This window comes from Aminobacter sp. LjRoot7 (genome assembly GCF_964252895.1).
In the GTDB taxonomy this organism is placed as follows: Bacteria; Pseudomonadota; Alphaproteobacteria; order Rhizobiales; family Rhizobiaceae; genus Aminobacter; species Aminobacter aminovorans_B.
In genome coordinates, this window is the sequence record NZ_CAXUPX020000009.1 from 103,139 (window position 1) to 123,726 (window position 20,588).

Here is a 20,588-nt window from a genome sequence, read left to right on the forward strand (position 1 = left end):
CCATGGCCGACACCGTTCTCGCACTCGACATCGGCGGCACCAAGATGCTCGCGGCCCTGGTGCGTGGGGACAAGGTGGTCGAAACGCACAAGATGCCGACGCCGCGCAGCGGCGATCCGGAGCAATGGCTCACGGCCCTGTTCGACGCCATCTCCGGCTGGACGGGTCGCTACGACACGGTCGGCGTCGCCGTCACCGGCATCATCGACGACGGCTGCTGGTCGCCGCTGAACCGCAAGACACTCGACATCCCCGACCGTTTCCCACTGGTCGAGACAGTCAAAAGGCTCGCTGGCACTGAAGCGGTGCTCGCCACCAATGATGCGCAGGCTGCGGCTTGGGGCGAATTCGCCTTCGGCGCCGGCCAGCGCGAGGATCTCGTCTTCCTCACCATCTCCACAGGTATCGGCGGCGGCATCGTCGTAAACGGCCGCCTGCTCGGCGGTCTCGGCGGTCATTTCGGCCTGCTGCGTGGCCCCGATGAGAACGCCGGCGTGCTCGAAGACCACGTCTCCGGCAACTGGATCGCCGCACAGGCAACACAACACCAGACCGGCGCCACGGCGCGCGAGGTCTTCGAGGCGGCGGCTGGAGGCCACGCCTGGGCGACGGACATCATCAAGGCATCGGCGGAGCGGACCGCCCTTCTGTGCCGCAACATCCAGCTCATGCTCGACCCCGCCCGTATTGTCATCGGCGGCGGCATCGGCCTTGCGCCTGGCTATCTCGAATCCGTCCGGCAGGCACTGGGAAGCCTGCCGCCACGGCTCACCCCGCAGCTTCACGCGGCAGCGCTCGGAGAGAGCGCCGGCGTCGTCGGCATCGCGGATCTAGCAAAACGTCAGAATTGATAGAGGGAGAACAACACATGACATTTTCGACGCTCAGAAAGGGCGGCCTGATTGCGGCTGCGATCGCCAGCCTGATGGCGAGCCCCGCCTTCGCCAAGGTGACCGTGCTCGGCTGGCCGGGCGGCCCCGAGGAGACTGCACTGCGCGCCGCCGCCGACGCCTACAACGCCAAGCCCGACACCTCGGACGCCAACAAGGTCGAACTGCTGTTCTTCAACCGCGACGGCTTCTGGGACAAGCTGCAGGCCGACCTCGCCGCCGGCTCCAAGGCCTTCGACGTCAACCTGCTCGCCACCTACTCCATCGGCCGCTACGCACCGTTCATGGAACCGGTCGAATTGTCGGACGAGGCCAAGGCCGTCTACGGCGACTCCGTGCTCTCCACCATGCAGTACGAAGGCAAGCAGTTCGGCGTACCGACCGACCTGTCGCTGCACTTCATGTACTACCGCAAGGACCTGATCGAGGCGTTGCTCAAGGACGACGCCGCGAAGTCCAAGTTCGCCGAGATCTCCGAGAAGCACCTCGGCAAGAAGCTCGATCCGAAGAACCCGGACGAATGGACCTGGGACGACTATGCGGCGACGGCGCTCTACTTCACCCAGGCCGTGAACCCCGACAGCCCGACCCGCTACGGCACCGTGCTGCAGCTCAAGAACCTGCTGTTCAACATGATGGTGTTCCAGTCGCTGCCGCGATCCTATGGCGGCAACTGGATGGACGAGAGCGGCAAGGTGACGGTCAATTCCGACGCCTATCGCAAGGGCCTCGAAACCTACAAGCTGCTCTATGACGCCGGCGCCACCCCGCGCGACTCGCTGTCCTATGAGTTCGCCGAAGCCAACGCCGCCTACGCCTCCGGCCAGGTCGCGGCGATGATGCAATGGAACGCCGCCGCTTCTGACCTCACCTCCAAGGAGAAGTCGCCGACGGTTGCCGAGGTCACCGAGACCATCGCCCCGCCGACCGGACCCGAGGGCCGCTTCACCCACATCCATGGCCTCGGCTTCGGGCTCAACAAGAACGCCGAGAACAAGGATGGCGCCAAGGCCTTCATCAAGTGGCTGTCGTCGAAGGAAGCAGCGCTGATCTACGCCAGGAGCAGCGGCGCGCCGGCGCTCACCCCCGACGTCGTCAAGGAAGTCGCGGCCGAGCGCCCCGACCTGGTCAAGCTTGGCGAGTTCGCCAGCAAATACGGCTACGTCATGAACGGCGGCACCTCGGCCAAGGCGCTCTCGGTCTACGAACTCCAGGCCAAGGAGTTCACCGGCTACTGGTCGGGCCAGCAGTCGCTCGACGACGCTCTTGCCAACACCGAAAAGGGCATGACCGAGCTGCTCAAGTAATCGGCTGGCCGGCGGCGGCGCCTTGCTTGCCGCCGCCGTAACCACAGGTTCAGGATTCGGCACTTCCCCGCGCTTCCATGCCCCTGGCGTGGCCCGGGCGATCCTGGCACCCTTTCCGCCCATGTGGGTCCGAGGTGCCGAATCCTGAGCCTGTCCGGGTACATGCCCCCGACACGACCGCCGCTTCAGGGGTCGGCCAGCCACCATTGCTTCCATTGGAACGCCAGCCTTAGATCGATTGATGACAACGCTTTCGCAACGCGCCCCCTCGTCCGAATTCCGTCTGCTGGCAGTGCCGCTGGTACTGTTCCTGCTCGTCTTCCTCGGCTTCCCGGCCATCGTCAATCTCGTCTATTCGGTGTCCGAGGTCAGCTTCGAGACCCTGCGCAGTCCCAAGATCACGGGCTTCTCCAACTTCGCCGCTGTCTGGGCCGACACGTCCTTCTGGAAGGCGAGCTGGTTCTCCTTCCGCTTCGGCCTGCTCACCGCCCTGCTAGAATGCGCGCTCGGCCTGTTCCTCGCGATCTTCCTGTCGCCGCTCATCGAAAAGCGCAGCTGGCTGATGGCGATCCTGATGTTGCCGTTGATGGTGGCACCCGCACTCGTCGGCCTGATGTACCGCCTCGTCCTGCACGAATTCGTCGGCCCGGTGCCCTACTACCTCTGGACCTGGTTCGGTGCGAGCTTCTCGTTCCTCGGGCCGGGCTCGGCCTTCTGGACGCTGGTCGTCGTCGAGACGCTGCAGTGGACGCCCTTCGCCTTCCTCTTGTTCTACATGGCCTACCAGGCCATCCCCAAGGAGATCGTCGAGGCTTCCGCGATGGACGGCGCGCGCTACCACCACCGTCTCTGGTACATCGAGCTGCCGCTGATGGCACCGACAATCGTTGTCGCCCTGCTCATCCGCTTCATTGATGGCTTCCGCGTCTTCGACAATGTCTATGTGCTGACCGGCAGCGGCCCCGGCGGCTCCACCGCCTCGCTGTCGATCTACATCTACGAAGCCTTCTTCAAGCAGGGTGCCATCGGCAAGGCGGTCGCGGCTTCGGTCATCCTGTTCGTGGTGTCGTTCGCCGTGCTCTACGGCCTCAACGCTCTTGCCGCCCGCCGCAAGGGAGTCCGCTGATGATCAACGCCCTCCGCTGGATCTTCTTCGTCATCGCCGCACTTGCGATGAATTTCCCGATCCTCGTCACGCTCTCGACCTCGCTCAAGAGCGCGCGCGAACTGTCGACCAATCCGGGCCTCTGGGTCTACGCGCCGACGCTCGAAAACTACGCCACCGTGTTTACGGTGTCCGACCGCTTGAACATTTTTCTCTATCTGATGAACAGCGTCGCGGTCGCGGCCCTCGGCACGCTGCTGGCTGTGGCGCTGGCCCTGCCGGCGGCCTATGCGATCGCCCGCGGCAAGCTCGGCGAACGCACGCTGTTGCCGCTCATCGTCAACCTGCGCGCCGTGCCGCTCATCATCTTCGCCATCCCGCTCTACATGATGTTCCAGTGGCTTTCGCTGCTCGACACGCGCCTCGGCCTCGGCCTGATCCTCGCCATCGTCAACCTGCCGCTGGCACTCGTCATCCTGGTCAACGCCATCCGCGACCTGCCGGGAGAGCTCGACGAAGCGGCGCTGATGGACGGCGCCACACGCTTCCAGATCCTGACCAGGGTCATCGCACCGCTCTGCCGCCCGGCCATCGTCACCAGCCTGATCTTCGGCTTCATCACCGCCTGGAACGAGTTCCTGTTCGGCCTGATGCTGACCACGTCCAAGGCCGTGCCCATCACCGTCGGCGCTTCGTTCTTCTTCGCCGCCAGCGGCGGGGGCGTGCAGTGGGGCGTCGCCTCGGCCGTCATGATCGTCGGCGCGCTGCCGCCAATGCTGCTCGGCCTCATCATGTATCGCCAGATCAGCGGCTCGATGACGGCAGGCGCGGTCAAGGGCTGAACGCACATCGGCCTGAAAATCCTATGATTTTCGGAAAGCACGATGTGCAAAGGGACAACTGTTCGGAGGAACTTATGGGTACGATTTCACTGGAGAAAGCCGGCAAGCGTTATGGCGGCACCGAGATCATCAGGGATCTCGACCTTGACATTTCGGATGGCGAGTTCGTCGTCATCGTCGGCCCGTCGGGCTGCGGCAAGTCCACACTGCTGCGCATGATCGCCGGCCTCGAGGAGACCACCTCCGGCCGCCTGCTGATCGACGGCCGCGACGTCACCAAGGCGCCGCCGGTCGAGCGCCAGCTCGCCATGGTGTTCCAGTCCTACGCGCTTTACCCGCACATGACCGTGCGCCAGAACATGGGCTTCGGCCTCAAGCTGGCAAAGCTCTCCCCCGATGCGATAAAGGCCAAGGTCGATCAGGCCGCCGACACGCTGAAGCTCACCCATCTGCTCAATCGCTACCCGCGCCAGCTCTCCGGCGGCCAGCGCCAGCGCGTCGCCATTGGCCGCGCTATCGTGCGCCAGCCGGTCGCCTTCCTGTTCGACGAGCCGCTTTCCAATCTCGACGCAGCCCTGCGCGTCGACATGCGCCTCGAGATCGCCAAGCTGCACCGCGCACTCGGCGCAACCATGATCTACGTTACCCACGACCAGGTCGAGGCGATGACCCTGGCCGACCGCATCGTCGTGCTGAAGGAGGGCCGCGTCATGCAGCACGGCAGCCCGCACGAACTCTACGAGCGGCCCGCCAACCTGTTCGTCGCCCAGTTCATCGGCAGCCCCAAGATGAACGTGCTCGCCTGCGCCCCGTCAGGCGACAGCAAGCTCGACCTTTCCGGCCAGGGTGCGCTGTCGCTTCCCTTCTCCGGCGCGCCGACCCAGCTCGGCGCCCGCCCCGAGCACCTGACGCTCGTCACCCCCGACAACGGCAACTGCCGCGGCACGGTCGAGGCCGCCGAGTATCTCGGCGGCAACACCAGCGTCTTCGTCCGCAACGACCGCCTCGGCCTGATCAACGTCAACGCGCCTGCAGACACATCAGTCCGCATCGGCGAGACGGTCGGCATCGCCATCGACGGCAACAGGGTGTCACTGTTTGATGAAAACGGCTCCGCTATCGCCCGTGCTGCATGAGCCCAGATAGACTGTGCAGCATCGCCTCTGCTTAACGCGGCCGGGCCACGTCGTTGGTGCCCTCGGCATCCGGCGCCAGGCCATAGCTCATGCGGCGCATCTGCTCGATCACCCGCTCCATCTCCTCGTCAGAGAGGATCGGTGGCTCGCCGAGCGTCAGCGCCTGGACATACATGCGCGACAGCGTCTCCACCTCGATTGCCAGCCACAGCGCGTGTTCGAGGTTGGTGCCGAGCGAGATCTGCCCGTGCTGGCCGAGCAGGCAAGCGAGCCGGTCTTTGAGCGCAACCAGCGCGTTGTCCGACAGCGCCTGGGTGCCGAAGGTGGCATAGGCGGCACAGCGGATGGTGGTGCCGCCGGCGACGCCGGTCATGTAGTGGAACGACGGAATGGTCTTGTGGTGGCAGGCGAGCGTCGTGGCATAGACCGAATGGCAATGCAGCACGACGCTGATGTCCTCGCGCGCCTTGAGGATGTCGCGGTGGAACCGCCACTCCGACGACGGGCGGCGACCGACATAGGTGCCGTCGAAATCCATCTCGACGATGTCATCAGGACCCATGATGTCGTAGGGCATGCCCGACGGGGTGATGAGGAAGCCGTCACTCGACCGTACCGAAAGATTGCCGGCCGTGCCCTGGTTGATGCCGCTCGAATTCATGCGCCGGCAGATCGACACCATCTCTTCGCGCAGTGCCTTGTCAGTCATTGTCTACTCCAGATGAAAAACCTTGCGCAGCGGCACGACCAGCGGCTCGTTGCGGTCGGTGTACTGCATGATGTCGGCCATGAAGTCCCACCAGCGGCGGTTGACCTCGGTTTGCGGCAGCCTGTCCATGCCGTGGTCGTCGGTGCGGACCAGCGTCGCGAACAGGTGGTTGGTCTCGGGATCGAGCCAGATCGTGTAGTCGGACACGCCCGCCTCGCGCAGCGCCGCACTGAGCTCCGGCCAGATCTCGTCATGCCGTTTCTGGTACTCGGCGGCCTGGCCTGGATTGAGGACCATACGGAAGGCGATGCGCTCGGGCATTTCCTGAGGCTCCTCAGACGATACCGCCACCGCCACCGACCGATGCCGGCCGCTCGGCCGCGACCTTCTGGCGGTAGCCACTGGCACGATAAGCCGCGACCGGATCGATGGCACCTCCACGGTTCAGTCGCGCCATGGCAAGGACCGGTTCGACATCGGTGCGATAGGCCGCCTTCAGCGTCTGCGTCGCCATCAGCGCGTCATTTTCTTCCTGGAAACCTTCGAGCGCCTTGCGGTCGACCAGCAGCGCGGCTGCATACGCACGCTGAACCTCGACAGCCGACAGCATCAGGCTTTCGATCGGGTCGGTGACGTTGTGGCTCTGGTCGAGCATGTGGGCAGGATGAAAGTCCTTCGCCCCGGAGAGCTCGGCGTCGACGAGTTCGTTGAAGACCAGGAACAGGCGGTAGGGATCAATCGAACCGGCATCGAGATCGTCGTCGCCATATTTCGAGTCGTTGAAGTGGAAGCCGCCCAGCTTGCCGAACTGGATCAGCCGGGAGACGATCATCTCGATGTTGACGTTGGGGGCGTGGTGGCCGAGGTCGACGAGGCAATAGGCCTTGTCGCCCAGTTCCCTTGATATGAGGTAGTTGGTGCCCCAGTCCTGCACGACCGTCGAGTAAAAGGCCGGCTCGTACATCTTGTGTTCGGTGAACAGCCGCCAGTCCTCGGGCAGCGCCGCATAGATGTCCTTCATCGCATCGAGATAGCGCTCGAAGGCGCGGGCGAAATTGACTTGGCCGGGGAAGTTCGAGCCGTCGCCGATCCACACCGTCAGTGCCTTCGAGCCAAGCGTCCGGCCGATCTCGATGCACTCGATGTTGTGCTCGACCGCCTGGCGGCGGACGGCCGCATCGGCGTGGCTGAGCGAGCCGAATTTGTAGGACTGCTTCTGCCCAAACGTGTCGGAGAAGGTGTTGGAATTCATCGCGTCAAAACCAAGACCGAAGCGCGCAGCTGCCTGCTTCAGCCTGTTGGCGTCGGCCTTGTCCCAGGGAATGTGCAACGAGACGGTTGGCGTCGCCCGCGTCAGCTGGTTGATGACGGCGCAGTCCTCGACCTTGTCGAACACGTCGCGCGGCTCGCCCTGACCCGGGAAGCGGGCGAAGCGCGTGCCGCCGGTGCCGACGCCCCAGGACGGGATCGCGACGCCGAAGGCCTCGGCCTTGGCGAGGATGGCATCGATGGCAATGCCGCGGCGGTCGAGCTGCTCGCCTAGCGTAGCGTAGTCGGCGCGGAGCGCCTTCTCGCGTGTAGCGTTGCTCTTTTCAACGGCGTCGCCTGAAATCATCGTTTCCATCACATCCTCCTCTTGCGCGGATTCACCACGCAAATGTCCGCACAAGAAAGTCTGGAGTAGCGCCGTGCTCGGCGAACAGTTGTTCCCGCTCGGCCGCACTGCTCGCCTCAAGCACGCCCGTCATCACAAGCGCGGTCCGCAGCCCAGCCCCCTGCCCGCCTGCGATGTCATGCTCGATGCTGTCGCCGACGCAGACGACGCGCGCCTGTTCGGGAGTGCCGAGCATGTCGAGCGCCGCGGCGTAGATTTCGGGGAACGGCTTGCCGATCCAGGTCACCTCACCGCCAAGCTCCGCATAGAGTTCGGCGATGCGTCCGGCGCCAAAGCGCGGTCCGACCGAGGTCAGCATGATCTTGTCGGGGTTGGTACACAGGCATCTTGCGCCGCGCGCGGTTGCAGGCTGGAGCAGCCGGCGGTAATGGTCGAGGTCGAAGCGGTCGCCCTCGCTGGCCGAGAGCAGCACGATGTCGGCCTCTTCGCCGGTTTCGACCAAGGTCAGCGGCAGGCCTTCGACGGCGGACCGGTCGCCGTCGCGGACGATGAGCAGGCAGCGTAGGCCTGCTTCGTTGCCGAGTTGCTTGCGCAGGCTCTGCCAGGCGACTTCGCCCGACGAGAGGAAATGATCCCAGCTGCGTGGCACGAAACCGAGCTTGACCAGCCGTGCTTCGTTGGGTGCCGAACGCTTGCCGGAATTGGACAAAAGCAGCGTGCGCTTGCCCGCCTGCTTCAGCCACACCAGCGTCTCGACCGCGCCGGGGTAAGGCTCCGTGCCGTCATGCAAGACGCCGAACTGGTCGAGGATAAAGACGTCAAAGCGATCGGCCAGGTCACGAATGCCCGAAAGTTGGGTTGGCATCAAAAGTCCCCCACCGCTTCAAGACCGATGAGCGCCAGCCGCGCCGCGCCAGCCGCGGCCTCCTGCGAATGCGCCGGCAGGAACGGCACGTCGAGCCTGTTGCGCCGGATCGCGGTCCAGGCGGGGTTCGACGCGCCGCCGCCAAGGCTACGCATGGACTGCAGAGGCGGTGCACCGAGTTCGGCCAGCCTGTCGTAACCAAGCTTTTCAATGGCCGAAATGCCCTCGAGCATGGCCTGCAGAAAGCCCGCGTCATCGGCAGGACGCGGAGCGAGCCGTGGCGGCCAGGCGGGATCGAGGACCGGGAAGCGTTCGCCCAGCTCGAGCAACGGATAGAAATCAAGACCGGTTGGAGCATCAGGGTCGATGGCGGCGGACAGTCGCGTAATCTCATCAGCGGAGAAGAAGTAGGACAAGACCTTGCCGCCACTGTTGGAAGCGCCGCCAGCGAGCCACATACCGTTGAGGCGGTGACTGTAGATGCCGAATTCGGGCGCGAAGATCGGCCGGTCGCACAGCAGTTTGAGCGTCAGCGTCGAGCCGAGTGCCGTGACGCCATCGCCCGGCCTATCGGCGCCCGTCGCCAGGAAGGAAGCGCAGCCGTCGGTGGTGCCCGCGATGATCTCGACCTCCTCGCTCAGGCCGAACGCCTTGGCCATAGTTGGCTCGATGGTTTCGATCGGCGCGCCCGGCGCCACGACGCGTGGCAGCAGGCTGGTGTTCAGACCGGCGGCAGCGAGCCAGTCCGGCCAATGCCGGTCGATCGGATCGTAGCCGGTCTTCAGCGCATTGTTTTCGTCCGTCGTGCCGAAATGACCGGCGAGCCGGCCCGCGATCCAGTCGGCCTGGTGCAGGATTTTCGCGACCCCGGGCACGGTCTGGAAGACCAGCGCCTTGGCTAGGCCTGAGGTCGCACCATGGGCGGCGCTTTCGGCCGGGATGACGGCGGCAACGCGTGCCAGGATGGCGGCATCGCCGACCTTGTCGTCATACATCAGCGGTTCTGCGAGCGGTGTGCCTTCAGTGTCGACCGGCAGCAGCGTGCCTGACGTGGCGTCGACCGCAATGGCATGAACCCAGGCTCGATCCACCTGGACAAGCACCGCATTCAACGCCGCCTCGACCGCCTGCCACCAGATGCCAGGGTCGCGCGGGTTAGTGCCGAAGTCCGAGAGTTTGGCCGCGCCCTGTGCCACGATCTCGAAACCGGGCGTCATCGCCACGGCGCGGGCGCCTGACGTACCGAGGTCGATGCCGATGGCGAGCGAGGTACTCATCTCAGGCGATCTTCTTGGCCGCGGCCTTGCGAGCGAGGTCCTGCCGGTACTTCTCGGCATCCCAGTCAGTCAGCTGGAGATGCTCTTCCGGCGTCAGCACCCTTACCGGCGCACTGTCGGGGATGCGCGCCAAGACATCGGCGAGGCAGCGGGCCATGGCGTCGGCGCCTGGCGTCGCATCCTTGCGCATCAGGATACCCGTTCCGGGAAACAGGATCGAGACCGGTGACAAATCCAAACGTGCGACCACTGCAGCGACATCTTCCCCGTCGCGGGCAATGACAGAACCGGTTCCAAGGAAGATCACATGATCGGGGTAGAGGCTGCCCATGGCTGCCAATTCCAGGCTCGCCAGGTCGATCGCAGCGACATGGGCGGCTTCGGATGACGGAAGACGATAGTCAGTGCCGTCGGCAAGTTGAGCGAGGCGATCGTCATCGGATGCGCGAGCACTGCGCGCCACAACACGCAGCCTGAGCTTGACGTCTTCGAGCAAAGCTTCCGCATCGGTCACCGTGTCGGCTGCGACGACGAGACCGTGATTGCCAAGGATCAGCACGTCGGGCCGCTGGCCGCGATGTTCCGAGATCGCTAGCGCCAGCGGCAGACCCGGTCGTGCATAAGGCACATAGGCCCAGTTCAACCCGGCGAGGAGCGGGCTGACCCGTTCGACGCAGTCGCTGCGAACGGCATAGGCGATGGTGTCGACGCAGTGAACATGCAGCACCACGCGCTGCGGCATCAGCGCATGCACAGTCGTCTCGATGGAAGGGCGCAGGCCAGAGCTATTGAGGGCGGCGACCGTGAACTGGTGCGCCTGCTCCGCAGCGGGATCGATTGCCTCGACCGCCGCAATCAATGGCGTCATTTCCACTGGCACCATGATGTCGCGTTCCAGCGCATGCGCCAGCCAGGTGCCTGATGCCTTGATCCAGAGCGTGCCGCCGACCTTGAGCGACGTGTTGCCGCCGGCGCCCTGCGTCAGCAGCGGGTCGCTGCCAATACGGGCCGACACGGCTTTCAGCTCTTCGAGTTCGGCTTGCCAGCCGGCCGCTTCTGGCATGGCGACGGTCCTTTCAAATTGGGGCTGGAATGGCCGGTTGTCATATCGCCGGCCAGCTCCGGAAATTGGGGAGACGCGCGGACGCGTCTCCCGTTTCGACCTCAGAAGTCGAAGTTGTTGATGTTGTCCTTGTTGAAGACGGTCGGCGCGCCGAGCAGGATTTCGGAGCCATTGATGACGGAGAGATCGCCGAGCTTGCCTGCTTTCACCGAGGTAGCACCAGGAGCCAGCGTACCGTCGGCAACCGCGCGCAGCACATAAGCCGCGGCATAACCGAGGTCGACAGGGTTCCACAGCACCACCGACTTGACGCAACCGGCACCGACATAGGGTTTCATCGCATTCGGCGTTGCGAGGCCGACGACGGCAACGCTGCCGCACTTCTTGGCCTGGGTCACGGCGTCGGCAGCGGCCGGCGTCGCGACGCTGGTCATTCCGAAGATGCCCTTCAGCTCGTCGCCATACTTGTTGATGAGCGTGTTCGACTGGTTGAAGGACAGGATGTTGTCTTCCTGCGCTTCGACCGTCTCGAGCCACTTCATCTTGGGATGACACTTGGCCTGGTAGGCGGCCATTTCGGCAATCCAGCGCGCCTGGTTGGGCGTGGTGAAGGTCGAGGTGACGATGGCAAACGCGCCCTCATCGCCAATTTCGGCAGCCATGGAGTCGACCATGGCCTTGGCGATGCCGTTGAACTCGGCCTGGTTGACGAACCATTGGCGGGCATCCGGCGACGAGTTGGCGTCGTAACCGACGACGTTGATGCCGGCACCGAGCGCCTTCTTCAGCACGGGCGCGATGGCAACCGGGTCGTTGGCGGCGAACAGGATGCCGTCGACACCTGACGTGATGTAGTTGTCGATCAGCGTGATCTGGTCGTCGATATTGGCCTTGGACGGACCGTCGGTCTTGGCGTCCATCGAGCCCATTTCTTTGGCAGCGTCGGCAATGCCCTTGGATGTGGCATTGAAGTAGCCGATGCCGACCAGCTTCGGCACGTCGACGACCTTGATCGTCTTGCCCTTGCGGTCGGGCGCGTTGGTCGGCTGGCCGCCATCATAAGGCTTGGCGGCGGCGGTCGCCGGCGTGGCGTCGCAGGCCAGCGGGTTGGTCGGCAGGTCGTCGCCGCCGGTCCAGACAGACTGGGCATTGCTGAGGCTTGTCGAGAACGACAAGGCCAAGAGCGCGGAAAGTACTACGTTACGCATTCCATCCTCCATTGATCGTCCGGACACTGTAGAGCGGCAGTGAAGGACGTTGCTCTCCCTAGGTTCGAGTGCCGCTCCTCTCGAAGAGGTTGCTGGCGAGGATCGCCAGGATAAGTACCGCGCCGATCAGCATGATCGTGCCGTCACCTTTGATGCCGGCAAGCGACAGGCCGTTCTTCAGCGCCTGGATCAGGCAAAGGCCGATGATGGTGCCGATAACAGTGCCGCGCCCACCGAAGATCGAGGTGCCGCCAAGCACGACGGCCGTGATGGCGTCGAGCTCGATGCCTGTGCCCATGTCCGAGCGTGTCGTGGAGACACGGGAGACGAAGATGACGGCGGCAACGGCTGCGGCGAAACCCGAGGCGGTGTAGAGCGCGAGCTTTGTCTTCTCCACCGACAAGCCGGAGAAACGGCTGGCGACCTCGTTGGAACCGACCGCGTAGACCGTACGGCCCCAGGTCGTGTAGGCGAGGATGATCGAGGCAACGACGGCGGCCAGCAGCAGGATCCAGAGCTGCGTCGGCACGCCGAGCACGTCTTTCTGGCCCAGCACATAGAACCATTCAGGATAGCCGCGCACCGAGCGCGCCTGGCTGATGCCTTCGGCGAGGCCACGATAAAGGGCGAGCGTCGCCAGCGTGGCAATCAGCGGCGGCACCCGGAAGCGCGTGATGATGACGCCGTTGACGAAGCCGGCGAAGGTGCCTGCTGCAATGGCGGCGGTTGCCGCCACCGGCAGCGGCAGGCCGACATTCTGCCAGAACACACCGGTCAGGATCGCGGTAAGCCCAAGGATCGAGCCGACCGAAAGGTCGATACCGCCAGTTGCGATGACAAAGGTCATGGCAATCGCGATCAGGCCGATCTCGGTCATCAGCCGGCCCTGGTTGAGCAGGTTGTCGACGGTGAAGAAGCGGTCCGACTGGAATGACAGCACGATCAGGACGACGACCAGCAGCAGGGCCAGGAAAGTCTCGTGGCGGATGAGGGATTTCAGGTTCATCTCATGCCCCTCTGCCGCGACGGCGCAGCATGTCGGCCAGCACCGTCGCCAGGATCAGCAAGCCGATCACGGCGCGCAGCCAGTAGGCCGAGACATTGACGAAGATCAGGGCCGATCCGATGGTCGCGAACAGGATTGTCGCCAGCGTTGAGCCAATCACCGTGCCGGAGCCGCCGAGGATCGACACGCCGCCGATGACGGCCGCGGTAATCACGGTTAGTTCCAGGTTTGGCGGCACGGTCGACTGGATGACCTGCAGCTGGGTGGCGAACAGGATAGTGGCAAGGCCGGCAAAGGCGCCGTGGATGACGAAGACGGCGACGGTGCGGCGCGCAATCGGGATGCCGGTGGCAAGGGCCGCCTCGGCATTGCCGCCAATGGCATAGAGCGAGCGGCCGAAGGCGGTGTAGCGCATCCAGAAGGCGGCAAGCAGCGTCAGCACGACCATGAAGACCAGCGGCACCGGCAGTCCGAAGATCTGCTTCTGGGCGATCAGGTAGGCCGGCGGCAGGTCGGTGATCCAGGTGCCACCGGTGACGCTGATCAGGCCGCCGCGCAGGATGGACAGCGCGCCGAGCGTCACGACGATGGATGGTATCCTGGCATAGGCGACGAGGATGCCGATGACCGCGTTGACCGCCATGCCGACAACCACCGGTGCCAGCCAGGCGAACCAGATCGGATAACCGGCAACCGCAAGCGAACCCGAAATCGTTGCCAAGACGCCGATCAGCGCGCCGACCGAAACGTCGATGTTGCCGGTGACGATGACCATCGCCATGCCGATGGCGGCAACTGCAATGTAGGCGTTGCCGGAAAAGATGGTGGTCAAATTGTTGGCGCTGATAAAGCGCGGATTGACCATCGTGACTATGGCGAACAGGACGACGATGGCGGCAAGCACCACGATCTCCTGGCCATACTCGGCGAAAAGCCGCTTGAAGAAGCCGGGGCGCTGAGGGGTCGGACGCGAGCGTGCGGTTGCTTCGACTGTCGTCGTCATCATGCGGCCTCCCCGCTGCGATGCGCGGTCATGGCGGCGCCGACACGTTCGGGCGTGGCGTCGGCGCGGTCGATCTCGCCGGTGATCTGGCCGCTGCTGATCACCAGCACACGATCGCTCATGCCGAGCACCTCAGGCAGCTCACTCGAAATCATGATGATGGCCACGCCCTGTTTCACGAGCTCTCCCATGATGGTGTGGATTTCGGCCTTGGCGCCGACGTCGACGCCGCGTGTCGGCTCGTCAAGGATCAGCACCTTGGGCATGGTCTCCAGCCATTTGGCGATGACCACCTTCTGCTGGTTACCACCCGACAGCTCGCCGACCGGCTGGCCAATGTTGCGGCAGCGGATGCTGAGCCGCTTGACCGCATCAAGCGCCCGCTGCGCCTCCTCGCCGGCCTTGATGAAGATGCCCGACGACAGCCTTTCGATGGTCGCCATCGAGACGTTCTTGCGGATGGCCATGGCTTTCACCAAGCCCTGCTGGCCGCGATCCTCGGGCACATAGGCGATGCCGAGATCGCGCGCCTGGCGCGGCGATCCGATACGCACCGTCCTGCCCTCCATCTCGATCTCGCCCGATGTTGCCGGCGTCATGCCGAACAGGGTCAGGGCGAGTTCCGTCCTGCCGCTGCCGACCAGGCCGGCAATGCCGAGGATCTCGCCGCGCCGCAGATCGAAGGAGATGTCGCGCACATGGCGACCGTGATTGAGGTTCGTCACCCGCAGCACGGTGTCGCCGATTGTAGCGTGCGCCTTCGGGAACAGGCTTTCGATCGAGCGACCGACCATCATCGAGACAAGCTGGTTCTCGTCGACCTCGTCGATATCCCTGGTCGCAACATGGGCACCGTCGCGCAGCACGGTCACGCGATCGGCGAGCGCGAAGATTTCGGGCATGCGATGGCTGACATAAACGATGCCGACGCCGCGCTCTCGCAGCTGCCTGACGACGGCCATCAGCCGTTGAACGTCGGACTCGACAAGCGACGCCGTCGGCTCATCCATGATCAGGATGCGGGCGTTCTTGCTCAGCGCCTTGGCGATCTCGACGCGCTGACGCTGGGCGACCGACAGGCTCAGCACCTTGGTATCGACGTCAAGGTCATAGGTGTCGAGCTGGTCGAGCAGATCGCGGGTCCGGCGGCGCACTTCGGTCCAGTCGATGATGCCGGTGGCCGTGCGCGGATAGTTGCCGAGGAAGACGTTTTCCGCCACCGACAGCTCGGGGAACAGCAGCAGTTCCTGATAGACGGTGGCAATGCCCGCCGCACCGGCGTCGCGTGTCGACGAGAACTTCAGCTCCTTGCCATCGACAGTGATGGTGCCGGCGTCGGGCATGTAGAGACCAGACATCATTTTGATGAGCGTCGACTTGCCGGCGCCGTTTTCGCCGAGCAGCGCATGCACCTCGCCGGGGCGAACGTCGAAGCTGACCTCCTTCAGCACCTTCACGCCACCGAAGGACTTGGACATGCCGGTGAGGCTGACATAGGCGGTCGAATTGCTCATCGGCCTGCCTCCTTCGCATCAGGCATGGCCGCCCTGGCAGCGGCGCGCGCGCCGTCGGCCAGTTCGCGCCAGCGAGCGCGGTAAGCGTCGAGACCGGGAATGTGGCTGGCCGACACCGGCACGGTCTCGTCCCGGAACGGCTTCAGGCCAAGCGCCTTGAAGGCCAGTGCCGCGGCGCCCGTCGCCGAACCTTCGCTCATCATCGAGCGCACGACCGTCTGCGTCGGGCGCAGCTGCGCCAGCATCGCCGTGAACAGGTCGATCTTCGCCAGGCCGCCGTCGATCACCAGGAGATTTTCCGACTTGATCAGGTCGAGCGACAGGTCGGTCATCATGGCGACATAGAGTGCGGCGACCGCCGCCCTTTCCTCGCCGGTGACGTCGCCGCCGACGACATTCCCCTTCGTCTCGGGGAAGGGTCCACCGGCCGCCCATGACGGCATGGCAAAAACCCCGCGTTCCATCACACGCTCGACCGCTGCCTGCGAGATCGGCTTGTTCCAGTTTTCGCTGATCAGATCGTATTCGCGACCGCCCATGAAGCGCAGCGATGGCGCCGGCTCACCGTTGACCGTGACATTGGCGATCATGTCGCGCTCCTGGTCGAGCGCGCCGAGCGGACAGTCCAGATTGATGATGATGACCCAGGTACCGGTCGAAACCAGCGTGAAGTCATGCAGCCCGGTCATGCGGTAATAGGCCAGCGCCGCGTTGGAATCGTGCACGCCGTTGTGGACGGCGATCGCCCGCGTGCTGCCGTCCGGCATGGTGACGCTGGCCTCGCCGACAACCGCGCCCGCAGGCGCAATGGCCGGGAAGCGGTCACGCCAGCCGAGCCGCTCGACCAGCGAGCTGTAATCTCGGTTGAGCGGCGCCCAAAGCTGGCTGTGCGCACCGAAATAGGACCATTCGGCAAGCTCGCGCCCGCTGAAGCGCCAGACCCAATACTGCGGATAGCACAGGATCGCCTCGGTCAAAGCAAACGCCTCGGGCTCCTCAACCTGCAGCCAGTAAATATGGCGGGCGATGGAGAAACCCAGCGGCAGCCAAGGCGTGTAGGTCTCGGAGAAGTCAGGCAGGATCGGATCGATCGCTCCGGCGATCGTATCAGGCACTTCCTGCTCGTAGTCGAGGATCGGGTGCAGCAGCTCGTTGCCACGCACCAGCGCAAAGGCGCATCCGTGAGCGGAGATCATCATCCGTGTCACGTCATGGGCCGTAGCAACTTCGGCCAGCTCATGGTTCATCCAGGAAAACAGGCGGGCGTCGTCGAGTACGCTCTTGCCGCGATAATCATGCCAGACCGGCTTTGTGCGGCGCTCGTCGAGCAGCGTGCCATCAGGCGAGAACACGAACAGCTTGGAGTTCGTCTTGCCGAGGTCGAAGACCGCCAGCGCGCCGCTCATGCCCCGCCCCCGTTGGACGCGATGCGCAGCGCGATACCCGCGCTCTCGAGCATCTTGGCGTGCTGGTCGGACAGGCCGTCATCGGTGATGACCATCGCCAGCCGCGTCAGCGGCAGCGCCGTGTTACGGGCATGGATCGAGAACTTGCGGCTGTCGGCCAGCACGACGATCTGGTCGGCGTTGTGGCTGAGTTCCTGAATCGAGCGCACCATCAACGGATGCGATTCAAGCAGACCGTCGGGGCTGATCCCCTGCGCGCCGAGGAAGAATTTGGAGGCGTAGAAGTTGATCGGCTGCGACGGCGAGTAGATCACCCTCGGCTCGCGATGGAGCTCACCGCCCGCCAAGGTCAGGCTGCACTTGCCATGTTCCCCGAGATAACCCGCCAACGGCATGGAGTTGGTGAACAGGCGGACATTGCGGTCGGCCAGCTTGACGCCAAGATGGAAGCAGGTCGAGCCACCATTGACGATGACCGCGTCACCGTCCGCAACCATTGTCGAGGCCAGTTCGGCAATCAGCCGTTTGGGCTCAACAGCCAGATCGCGGTTCTCGTCATAGGGACGCGCAAATGCCGTGCCCTGGGCCGCCCCATCAAGTGCGGAGATGCCGCCATAGACCTTGCGGGCGCCGCCCGCCTCATCGATCTTGTCGATGTCGCGCCGCACGGTGGCAGCGGAAACGCCGAGATGCTCCTGCAGATCGCGCACCGACGCAAAAGGCCGGTCGCGCAAAAGCTCGACGATCTGTCGCTGGCGGACCAGGTCGTTCACGAAAACACCTCCCATGGCTTCGCGAAAAGGCAGTGCCATGAGCTAACTTACGCAAATCAATTTGATGCGCAAGCGAATTGTGACGAAAATTGCTCATATCGCGCTGCATCTAAATCATGATGCGACGCACAATGATTTAGTTCGATCTTTTTGCGATTGACAAACCGCATGGCTTGGCCTGATTTTACGCTAAACGAGAGCGGCGCCCGATCTCGCGCCGGGAGGAATCCGACATGCCCGACACCAACGCCACGCGGCTTGCAAATCTGTGGGACGACGCCAGAGCGGCCGCCATGAGCGAGCCGGAGCGGCTGGTCTACCGCTCCAACATCCTGGGCTCGGACAAGCGCGTCACCAACTATGGCGGCGGCAACACTTCGTCCAAGATCATGCAGAAGGACCCGCTGACGGGCACAGAAGTCGAGGTGCTGTGGGTCAAGGGTTCGGGCGGCGACAGCGCGTCGATCAAACTCGACGGTTTCGCTACCCTCTATATGGACAAGCTGCGCGCGCTGAAGGGGCTCTATCGTGGCCTCGCCCATGAGGACGAGATGGTCGGCTACCTGCCGCACTGCACATTCAACCTCAACCCGCGCGCGGCCTCCATCGACACCCCTCTTCACGCCTATGTTCCAAGGGCTTACGTCGATCACATGCATCCGGACGCGATCATCGCGATCGCGGCCGCGAAGGACTCAAAGGCGCTGACCGCCAGGATTTTCGGCGACGAAATCGGCTGGCTGCCGTGGAAGCGCCCGGGCTTCGAACTCGGACTCTGGCTCGAAAAATTCTGCCTGGAGAACCCTGATGCCAAGGGCGTCGTGCTCGAAAGCCATGGCCTGTTCACCTGGGGCGATACGCCCAAGGAGTGCTACGCCACCACCATAGACACCATCAACAAGGCGATCGGCTGGTTCGAAGGCGAGACCAAGGGCAAGCCGGCCTTCGGCGGCGCGGTCGCGACGGCGCTGCCGGCAGCCGAGCGCCGGGAAATCGCCGCGCGCCTGATGCCGCGCATCCGCGGCATGATCTCACAGCAGGGCGTGCGCAAGCTCGGTCATTTCGACGACAGCGATGCCGTGCTGGAGTTCGTCAACTCACACCATCTGCGCGATCTCGCGGCCCTCGGCACCTCCTGCCCCGACCATTTCCTGCGCACCAAGATCAGGCCGCTGGTGATCGACTTCGATCCTGCGAAGCTCGACGTGGACGCCGTGATTGCGGCGCTGCCCAAGGCGCTGGACGATTACCGCGCCGGCTACCAGGCCTATTACGACCGCTGCAAGCATGCGGATTCGCCCGCCGTGCGCGACGCGAATGCCGTGGTCTACCTGATGCCGGGCGTCGGCATGTTCACCTTCGCCGCCGACAAGGCGACCGCCAGGATCTCCGCCGAGTTCTACGTCAACGCCATCAACGTCATGCGCGGCGCCTCGTCGGTCTCGACCTATGTCGGCCTGCCCGAGCAGGAAGCCTTCGACATCGAGTACTGGCTGCTCGAGGAAGCCAAGCTGCAGCGCATGCCCAAGCCGAAATCGCTGGCCGGCCAGATCGCCTTCGTCACTGGCGGCGCCGGCGGCATCGGCAAGGCTACCGCCGTCCGGCTCCTGCGCGAAGGCGCCTGCGTGGTCATCGCCGACATCGACGAGACAGCCCTTGCCAATGCGCATGACGAACTCGGCAAGGCGTTCGGCAAGGATTTCGTGCACCCGGTCCGCCTCGACGTCACCGACGAAGCCGGCGTGGCCTCGGCCTATGCCGACAGCGCAGTCGAGTTCGGCGGTACAGACATCCTGGTCTCGAACGCCGGCATCTCGTCTTCGGCGCCGATCGAGGACACGGAACTGTCGATGTGGAACCGCAACATGGACATCCTCGCGAAAGGATACTTCCTGGTGTCGCGCGAGGCGTTCCGGCTGTTCAAGCAGCAGCAGATCGGCGGCAACATCGTCTTCATCGCCTCAAAGAACGGGCTGGCCGCCTCGCCCAACGCGGCGGCCTACTGCACGGCCAAGGCTGCCGAGATCCATCTCGCCCGCTGCCTGGCGCTCGAAGGCGCGGACCACCAGATCCGGGTCAACACCGTCAATCCCGATGCCGTGCTGCGTGGTTCCAAGATCTGGACCGGCGAATGGCGCGAGCAGCGCGCCGCAGCCTATGCGATGCAGCCGGACGAACTCGAGGAACACTACCGCAAGCGCTCGATGCTGAAACGCTCGGTATTCCCCGAAGACATCGCCGAGGCTGTTTATTTTCTCGCCTCCGACATGTCGGCCAAGTCGACCGGCAACATCATCAACGTCGACGCCGGCAACGCCCAGAGCTTTACCAGATAGTTCTGTCAGACGAATTCCCTAAGCCGATCCAAGTCGGCAAATGGGCCTTGCTACCAACAGCGGTCTACACGCAACAAGCGCCACGGGGCGGGGGATTCCGTGGCGCTTGTCCCCATCCGGGCTGAGGCGACTAGTACGACTTCAGCACGGCGGTAACGCGGTCTCCTTCACCATTCAGCTGGATCGACACTTTCTCGCCTGCCTGCAGCGCGGGCACGGCGACGTCGCGCGGCACCGTGAAGCTCCTGCCGTTTTCGAGCGTGATGACGCGAACGTCGTGATTGTAGCTGGCGATGACACCGTCGCTGGAGGAAGCGAAGGCCACGCCGGTGGTGAGGGCGAGGGACGAGGCGATGAGGAGGATGGTCTTCATTTGGGAGGTCTTTCCGTTTCTTGGACAAGGGTGGGGCGTTGCCCGGCATCGCTGGGATGTCCGGACTGCTGCTCGCACCAGAGTTTTTCGTGAGGGTTTGACTGCGGTCGCATGACCGGAGCTACGAACCTGCCGCCTGGCAGCAAGTAATTGTCGATTT

The 20,588-nt window shown here is 64.1% G+C and carries 19 protein-coding genes; 6 read left to right on the plus strand and 13 right to left on the minus strand.

Going from position 1 to position 20,588, the window contains the following annotated elements; genetic code table 11:
- Positions 1-2 precede the first annotated feature (2 nt).
- The 5 genes from ACSQ3E_RS22935 to ACSQ3E_RS22955 all read left to right on the plus strand — a co-directional run bounded on the left by ACSQ3E_RS22935 (position 3) and on the right by ACSQ3E_RS22955 (position 5,280).
- A complete protein-coding gene (locus ACSQ3E_RS22935; RefSeq protein WP_436124430.1) occupies positions 3-851 on the plus strand; it encodes an ROK family protein in 849 nt (282 codons plus the stop codon).
- A 17-nt stretch (positions 852-868) separates the two neighbouring features.
- Positions 869-2,197: an ABC transporter substrate-binding protein gene (locus ACSQ3E_RS22940; protein WP_436124431.1), complete on the plus strand. Its 1,329-nt coding sequence runs from the start codon at positions 869-871 to the stop codon at positions 2,195-2,197.
- A gap of 241 nt (positions 2,198-2,438) precedes the next feature.
- Positions 2,439-3,323 (plus strand): carbohydrate ABC transporter permease, encoded by an 885-nt coding sequence (locus tag ACSQ3E_RS22945; protein ID WP_436124432.1) that lies wholly within the window; start codon positions 2,439-2,441, stop codon positions 3,321-3,323.
- Positions 3,323-4,144 carry a carbohydrate ABC transporter permease gene (locus tag ACSQ3E_RS22950; protein WP_436124433.1) on the plus strand — a complete coding sequence of 274 codons (822 nt, stop codon included), beginning with the start codon at positions 3,323-3,325 and terminating at the stop codon, positions 4,142-4,144. Before ACSQ3E_RS22945 ends, ACSQ3E_RS22950 begins: the two co-directional genes overlap by 1 nt.
- Before the next feature lie 74 nt (positions 4,145-4,218).
- Complete coding sequence (locus ACSQ3E_RS22955; protein WP_436124434.1) at positions 4,219-5,280, plus strand: ABC transporter ATP-binding protein; 1,062 nt, start codon at positions 4,219-4,221, stop codon at positions 5,278-5,280.
- Between the two features lie 31 nt (positions 5,281-5,311).
- On the opposite strand, the gene ACSQ3E_RS22960 is transcribed toward ACSQ3E_RS22955, so the two are convergent.
- From ACSQ3E_RS22960 to ACSQ3E_RS23015, 12 genes are all read right to left on the minus strand, one after another.
- Entirely contained in the window at positions 5,312-5,989 is a 678-nt protein-coding gene (locus ACSQ3E_RS22960) for a class II aldolase/adducin family protein (protein ID WP_436124435.1), read from the minus strand.
- A 3-nt stretch (positions 5,990-5,992) separates the two neighbouring features.
- Positions 5,993-6,310 (minus strand): L-rhamnose mutarotase, encoded by a 318-nt coding sequence (gene rhaM, locus ACSQ3E_RS22965; protein ID WP_436124436.1) that lies wholly within the window; start codon positions 6,308-6,310, stop codon positions 5,993-5,995.
- A gap of 13 nt (positions 6,311-6,323) precedes the next feature.
- Positions 6,324-7,613 (minus strand): L-rhamnose catabolism isomerase, encoded by a 1,290-nt coding sequence (gene rhaI / locus ACSQ3E_RS22970; RefSeq protein WP_436124437.1) that lies wholly within the window; start codon positions 7,611-7,613, stop codon positions 6,324-6,326.
- Positions 7,614-7,635: 22 nt separating this feature from the next.
- Positions 7,636-8,469: a TIGR01459 family HAD-type hydrolase gene (locus ACSQ3E_RS22975; RefSeq protein ID WP_436124438.1), complete on the minus strand. Its 834-nt coding sequence runs from the start codon at positions 8,467-8,469 to the stop codon at positions 7,636-7,638.
- Positions 8,469-9,746 (minus strand): FGGY-family carbohydrate kinase, encoded by a 1,278-nt coding sequence (locus ACSQ3E_RS22980; protein WP_436124439.1) that lies wholly within the window; start codon positions 9,744-9,746, stop codon positions 8,469-8,471. Before ACSQ3E_RS22980 ends, ACSQ3E_RS22975 begins: the two co-directional genes overlap by 1 nt.
- A gap of 1 nt (position 9,747) precedes the next feature.
- A complete protein-coding gene (locus ACSQ3E_RS22985; protein WP_436124440.1) occupies positions 9,748-10,809 on the minus strand; it encodes a class II aldolase/adducin family protein in 1,062 nt (353 codons plus the stop codon).
- A gap of 101 nt (positions 10,810-10,910) precedes the next feature.
- A complete protein-coding gene (locus ACSQ3E_RS22990) occupies positions 10,911-12,017 on the minus strand; it encodes an autoinducer 2 ABC transporter substrate-binding protein (protein WP_067967189.1) in 1,107 nt (368 codons plus the stop codon).
- A 58-nt stretch (positions 12,018-12,075) separates the two neighbouring features.
- Positions 12,076-13,023 carry an ABC transporter permease gene (locus ACSQ3E_RS22995; RefSeq protein WP_310324303.1) on the minus strand — a complete coding sequence of 316 codons (948 nt, stop codon included), beginning with the start codon at positions 13,021-13,023 and terminating at the stop codon, positions 12,076-12,078.
- A gap of 1 nt (position 13,024) precedes the next feature.
- The gene (locus ACSQ3E_RS23000; protein WP_436124441.1) at positions 13,025-14,029 is read right to left on the minus strand and encodes an ABC transporter permease; all 1,005 of its coding nucleotides are present in this window, start codon (positions 14,027-14,029) and stop codon (positions 13,025-13,027) included.
- Positions 14,026-15,540, minus strand: a complete 1,515-nt coding sequence (locus ACSQ3E_RS23005) for a sugar ABC transporter ATP-binding protein (protein WP_436124442.1) — start codon at positions 15,538-15,540, stop codon at positions 14,026-14,028. Before ACSQ3E_RS23005 ends, ACSQ3E_RS23000 begins: the two co-directional genes overlap by 4 nt.
- Complete coding sequence (locus tag ACSQ3E_RS23010; RefSeq protein ID WP_436124443.1) at positions 15,537-16,946, minus strand: FGGY-family carbohydrate kinase; 1,410 nt, start codon at positions 16,944-16,946, stop codon at positions 15,537-15,539. Before ACSQ3E_RS23010 ends, ACSQ3E_RS23005 begins: the two co-directional genes overlap by 4 nt.
- Positions 16,943-17,719 (minus strand): DeoR/GlpR family DNA-binding transcription regulator, encoded by a 777-nt coding sequence (locus tag ACSQ3E_RS23015; RefSeq protein ID WP_436124444.1) that lies wholly within the window; start codon positions 17,717-17,719, stop codon positions 16,943-16,945. The genes ACSQ3E_RS23010 and ACSQ3E_RS23015 overlap by 4 nt, the downstream gene beginning before the upstream one ends.
- Positions 17,720-17,952: 233 nt before the next feature.
- On the opposite strand from ACSQ3E_RS23015, the gene ACSQ3E_RS23020 reads away from it, so the two are divergent.
- Positions 17,953-20,055, plus strand: a complete 2,103-nt coding sequence (locus tag ACSQ3E_RS23020; protein ID WP_436124445.1) for a bifunctional rhamnulose-1-phosphate aldolase/short-chain dehydrogenase — start codon at positions 17,953-17,955, stop codon at positions 20,053-20,055.
- A 130-nt stretch (positions 20,056-20,185) separates the two neighbouring features.
- On the opposite strand, the gene ACSQ3E_RS23025 is transcribed toward ACSQ3E_RS23020, so the two are convergent.
- On the minus strand, positions 20,186-20,428 hold the full coding sequence (locus ACSQ3E_RS23025) for a DUF1344 domain-containing protein (RefSeq protein ID WP_310324315.1): 243 nt from the start codon (positions 20,426-20,428) through the stop codon (positions 20,186-20,188).
- Positions 20,429-20,588: the final 160 nt, after the last annotated feature.

Bases quoted from the DNA above. Each gene is read 5' to 3' on its own strand.
- ACSQ3E_RS22945 (WP_436124432.1), top strand. From the start codon at position 2,439: ATGACAACGCTTTCGCAACGCGCCCCCTCGTCCGAATTCCGTCTGCTG.
- ACSQ3E_RS22960 (WP_436124435.1), bottom strand. From the start codon at position 5,989: ATGACTGACAAGGCACTGCGCGAAGAGATGGTGTCGATCTGCCGGCGC.
- ACSQ3E_RS23010 (WP_436124443.1), bottom strand. From the start codon at position 16,946: ATGAGCGGCGCGCTGGCGGTCTTCGACCTCGGCAAGACGAACTCCAAG.
- ACSQ3E_RS22935 (WP_436124430.1), top strand. From the start codon at position 3: ATGGCCGACACCGTTCTCGCACTCGACATCGGCGGCACCAAGATGCTC.
- ACSQ3E_RS22995 (WP_310324303.1), bottom strand. From the start codon at position 13,023: ATGAACCTGAAATCCCTCATCCGCCACGAGACTTTCCTGGCCCTGCTG.
- ACSQ3E_RS22975 (WP_436124438.1), bottom strand. From the start codon at position 8,469: ATGCCAACCCAACTTTCGGGCATTCGTGACCTGGCCGATCGCTTTGAC.
- ACSQ3E_RS22980 (WP_436124439.1), bottom strand. From the start codon at position 9,746: ATGAGTACCTCGCTCGCCATCGGCATCGACCTCGGTACGTCAGGCGCC.
- ACSQ3E_RS23020 (WP_436124445.1), top strand. From the start codon at position 17,953: ATGCCCGACACCAACGCCACGCGGCTTGCAAATCTGTGGGACGACGCC.
- ACSQ3E_RS23005 (WP_436124442.1), bottom strand. From the start codon at position 15,540: ATGAGCAATTCGACCGCCTATGTCAGCCTCACCGGCATGTCCAAGTCC.
- ACSQ3E_RS22990 (WP_067967189.1), bottom strand. From the start codon at position 12,017: ATGCGTAACGTAGTACTTTCCGCGCTCTTGGCCTTGTCGTTCTCGACA.
- ACSQ3E_RS23000 (WP_436124441.1), bottom strand. From the start codon at position 14,029: ATGATGACGACGACAGTCGAAGCAACCGCACGCTCGCGTCCGACCCCT.
- ACSQ3E_RS22955 (WP_436124434.1), top strand. From the start codon at position 4,219: ATGGGTACGATTTCACTGGAGAAAGCCGGCAAGCGTTATGGCGGCACC.
- rhaI (WP_436124437.1), bottom strand. From the start codon at position 7,613: ATGGAAACGATGATTTCAGGCGACGCCGTTGAAAAGAGCAACGCTACA.
- ACSQ3E_RS22985 (WP_436124440.1), bottom strand. From the start codon at position 10,809: ATGCCAGAAGCGGCCGGCTGGCAAGCCGAACTCGAAGAGCTGAAAGCC.
- ACSQ3E_RS22950 (WP_436124433.1), top strand. From the start codon at position 3,323: ATGATCAACGCCCTCCGCTGGATCTTCTTCGTCATCGCCGCACTTGCG.
- rhaM (WP_436124436.1), bottom strand. From the start codon at position 6,310: ATGCCCGAGCGCATCGCCTTCCGTATGGTCCTCAATCCAGGCCAGGCC.
- ACSQ3E_RS23025 (WP_310324315.1), bottom strand. From the start codon at position 20,428: ATGAAGACCATCCTCCTCATCGCCTCGTCCCTCGCCCTCACCACCGGC.
- ACSQ3E_RS22940 (WP_436124431.1), top strand. From the start codon at position 869: ATGACATTTTCGACGCTCAGAAAGGGCGGCCTGATTGCGGCTGCGATC.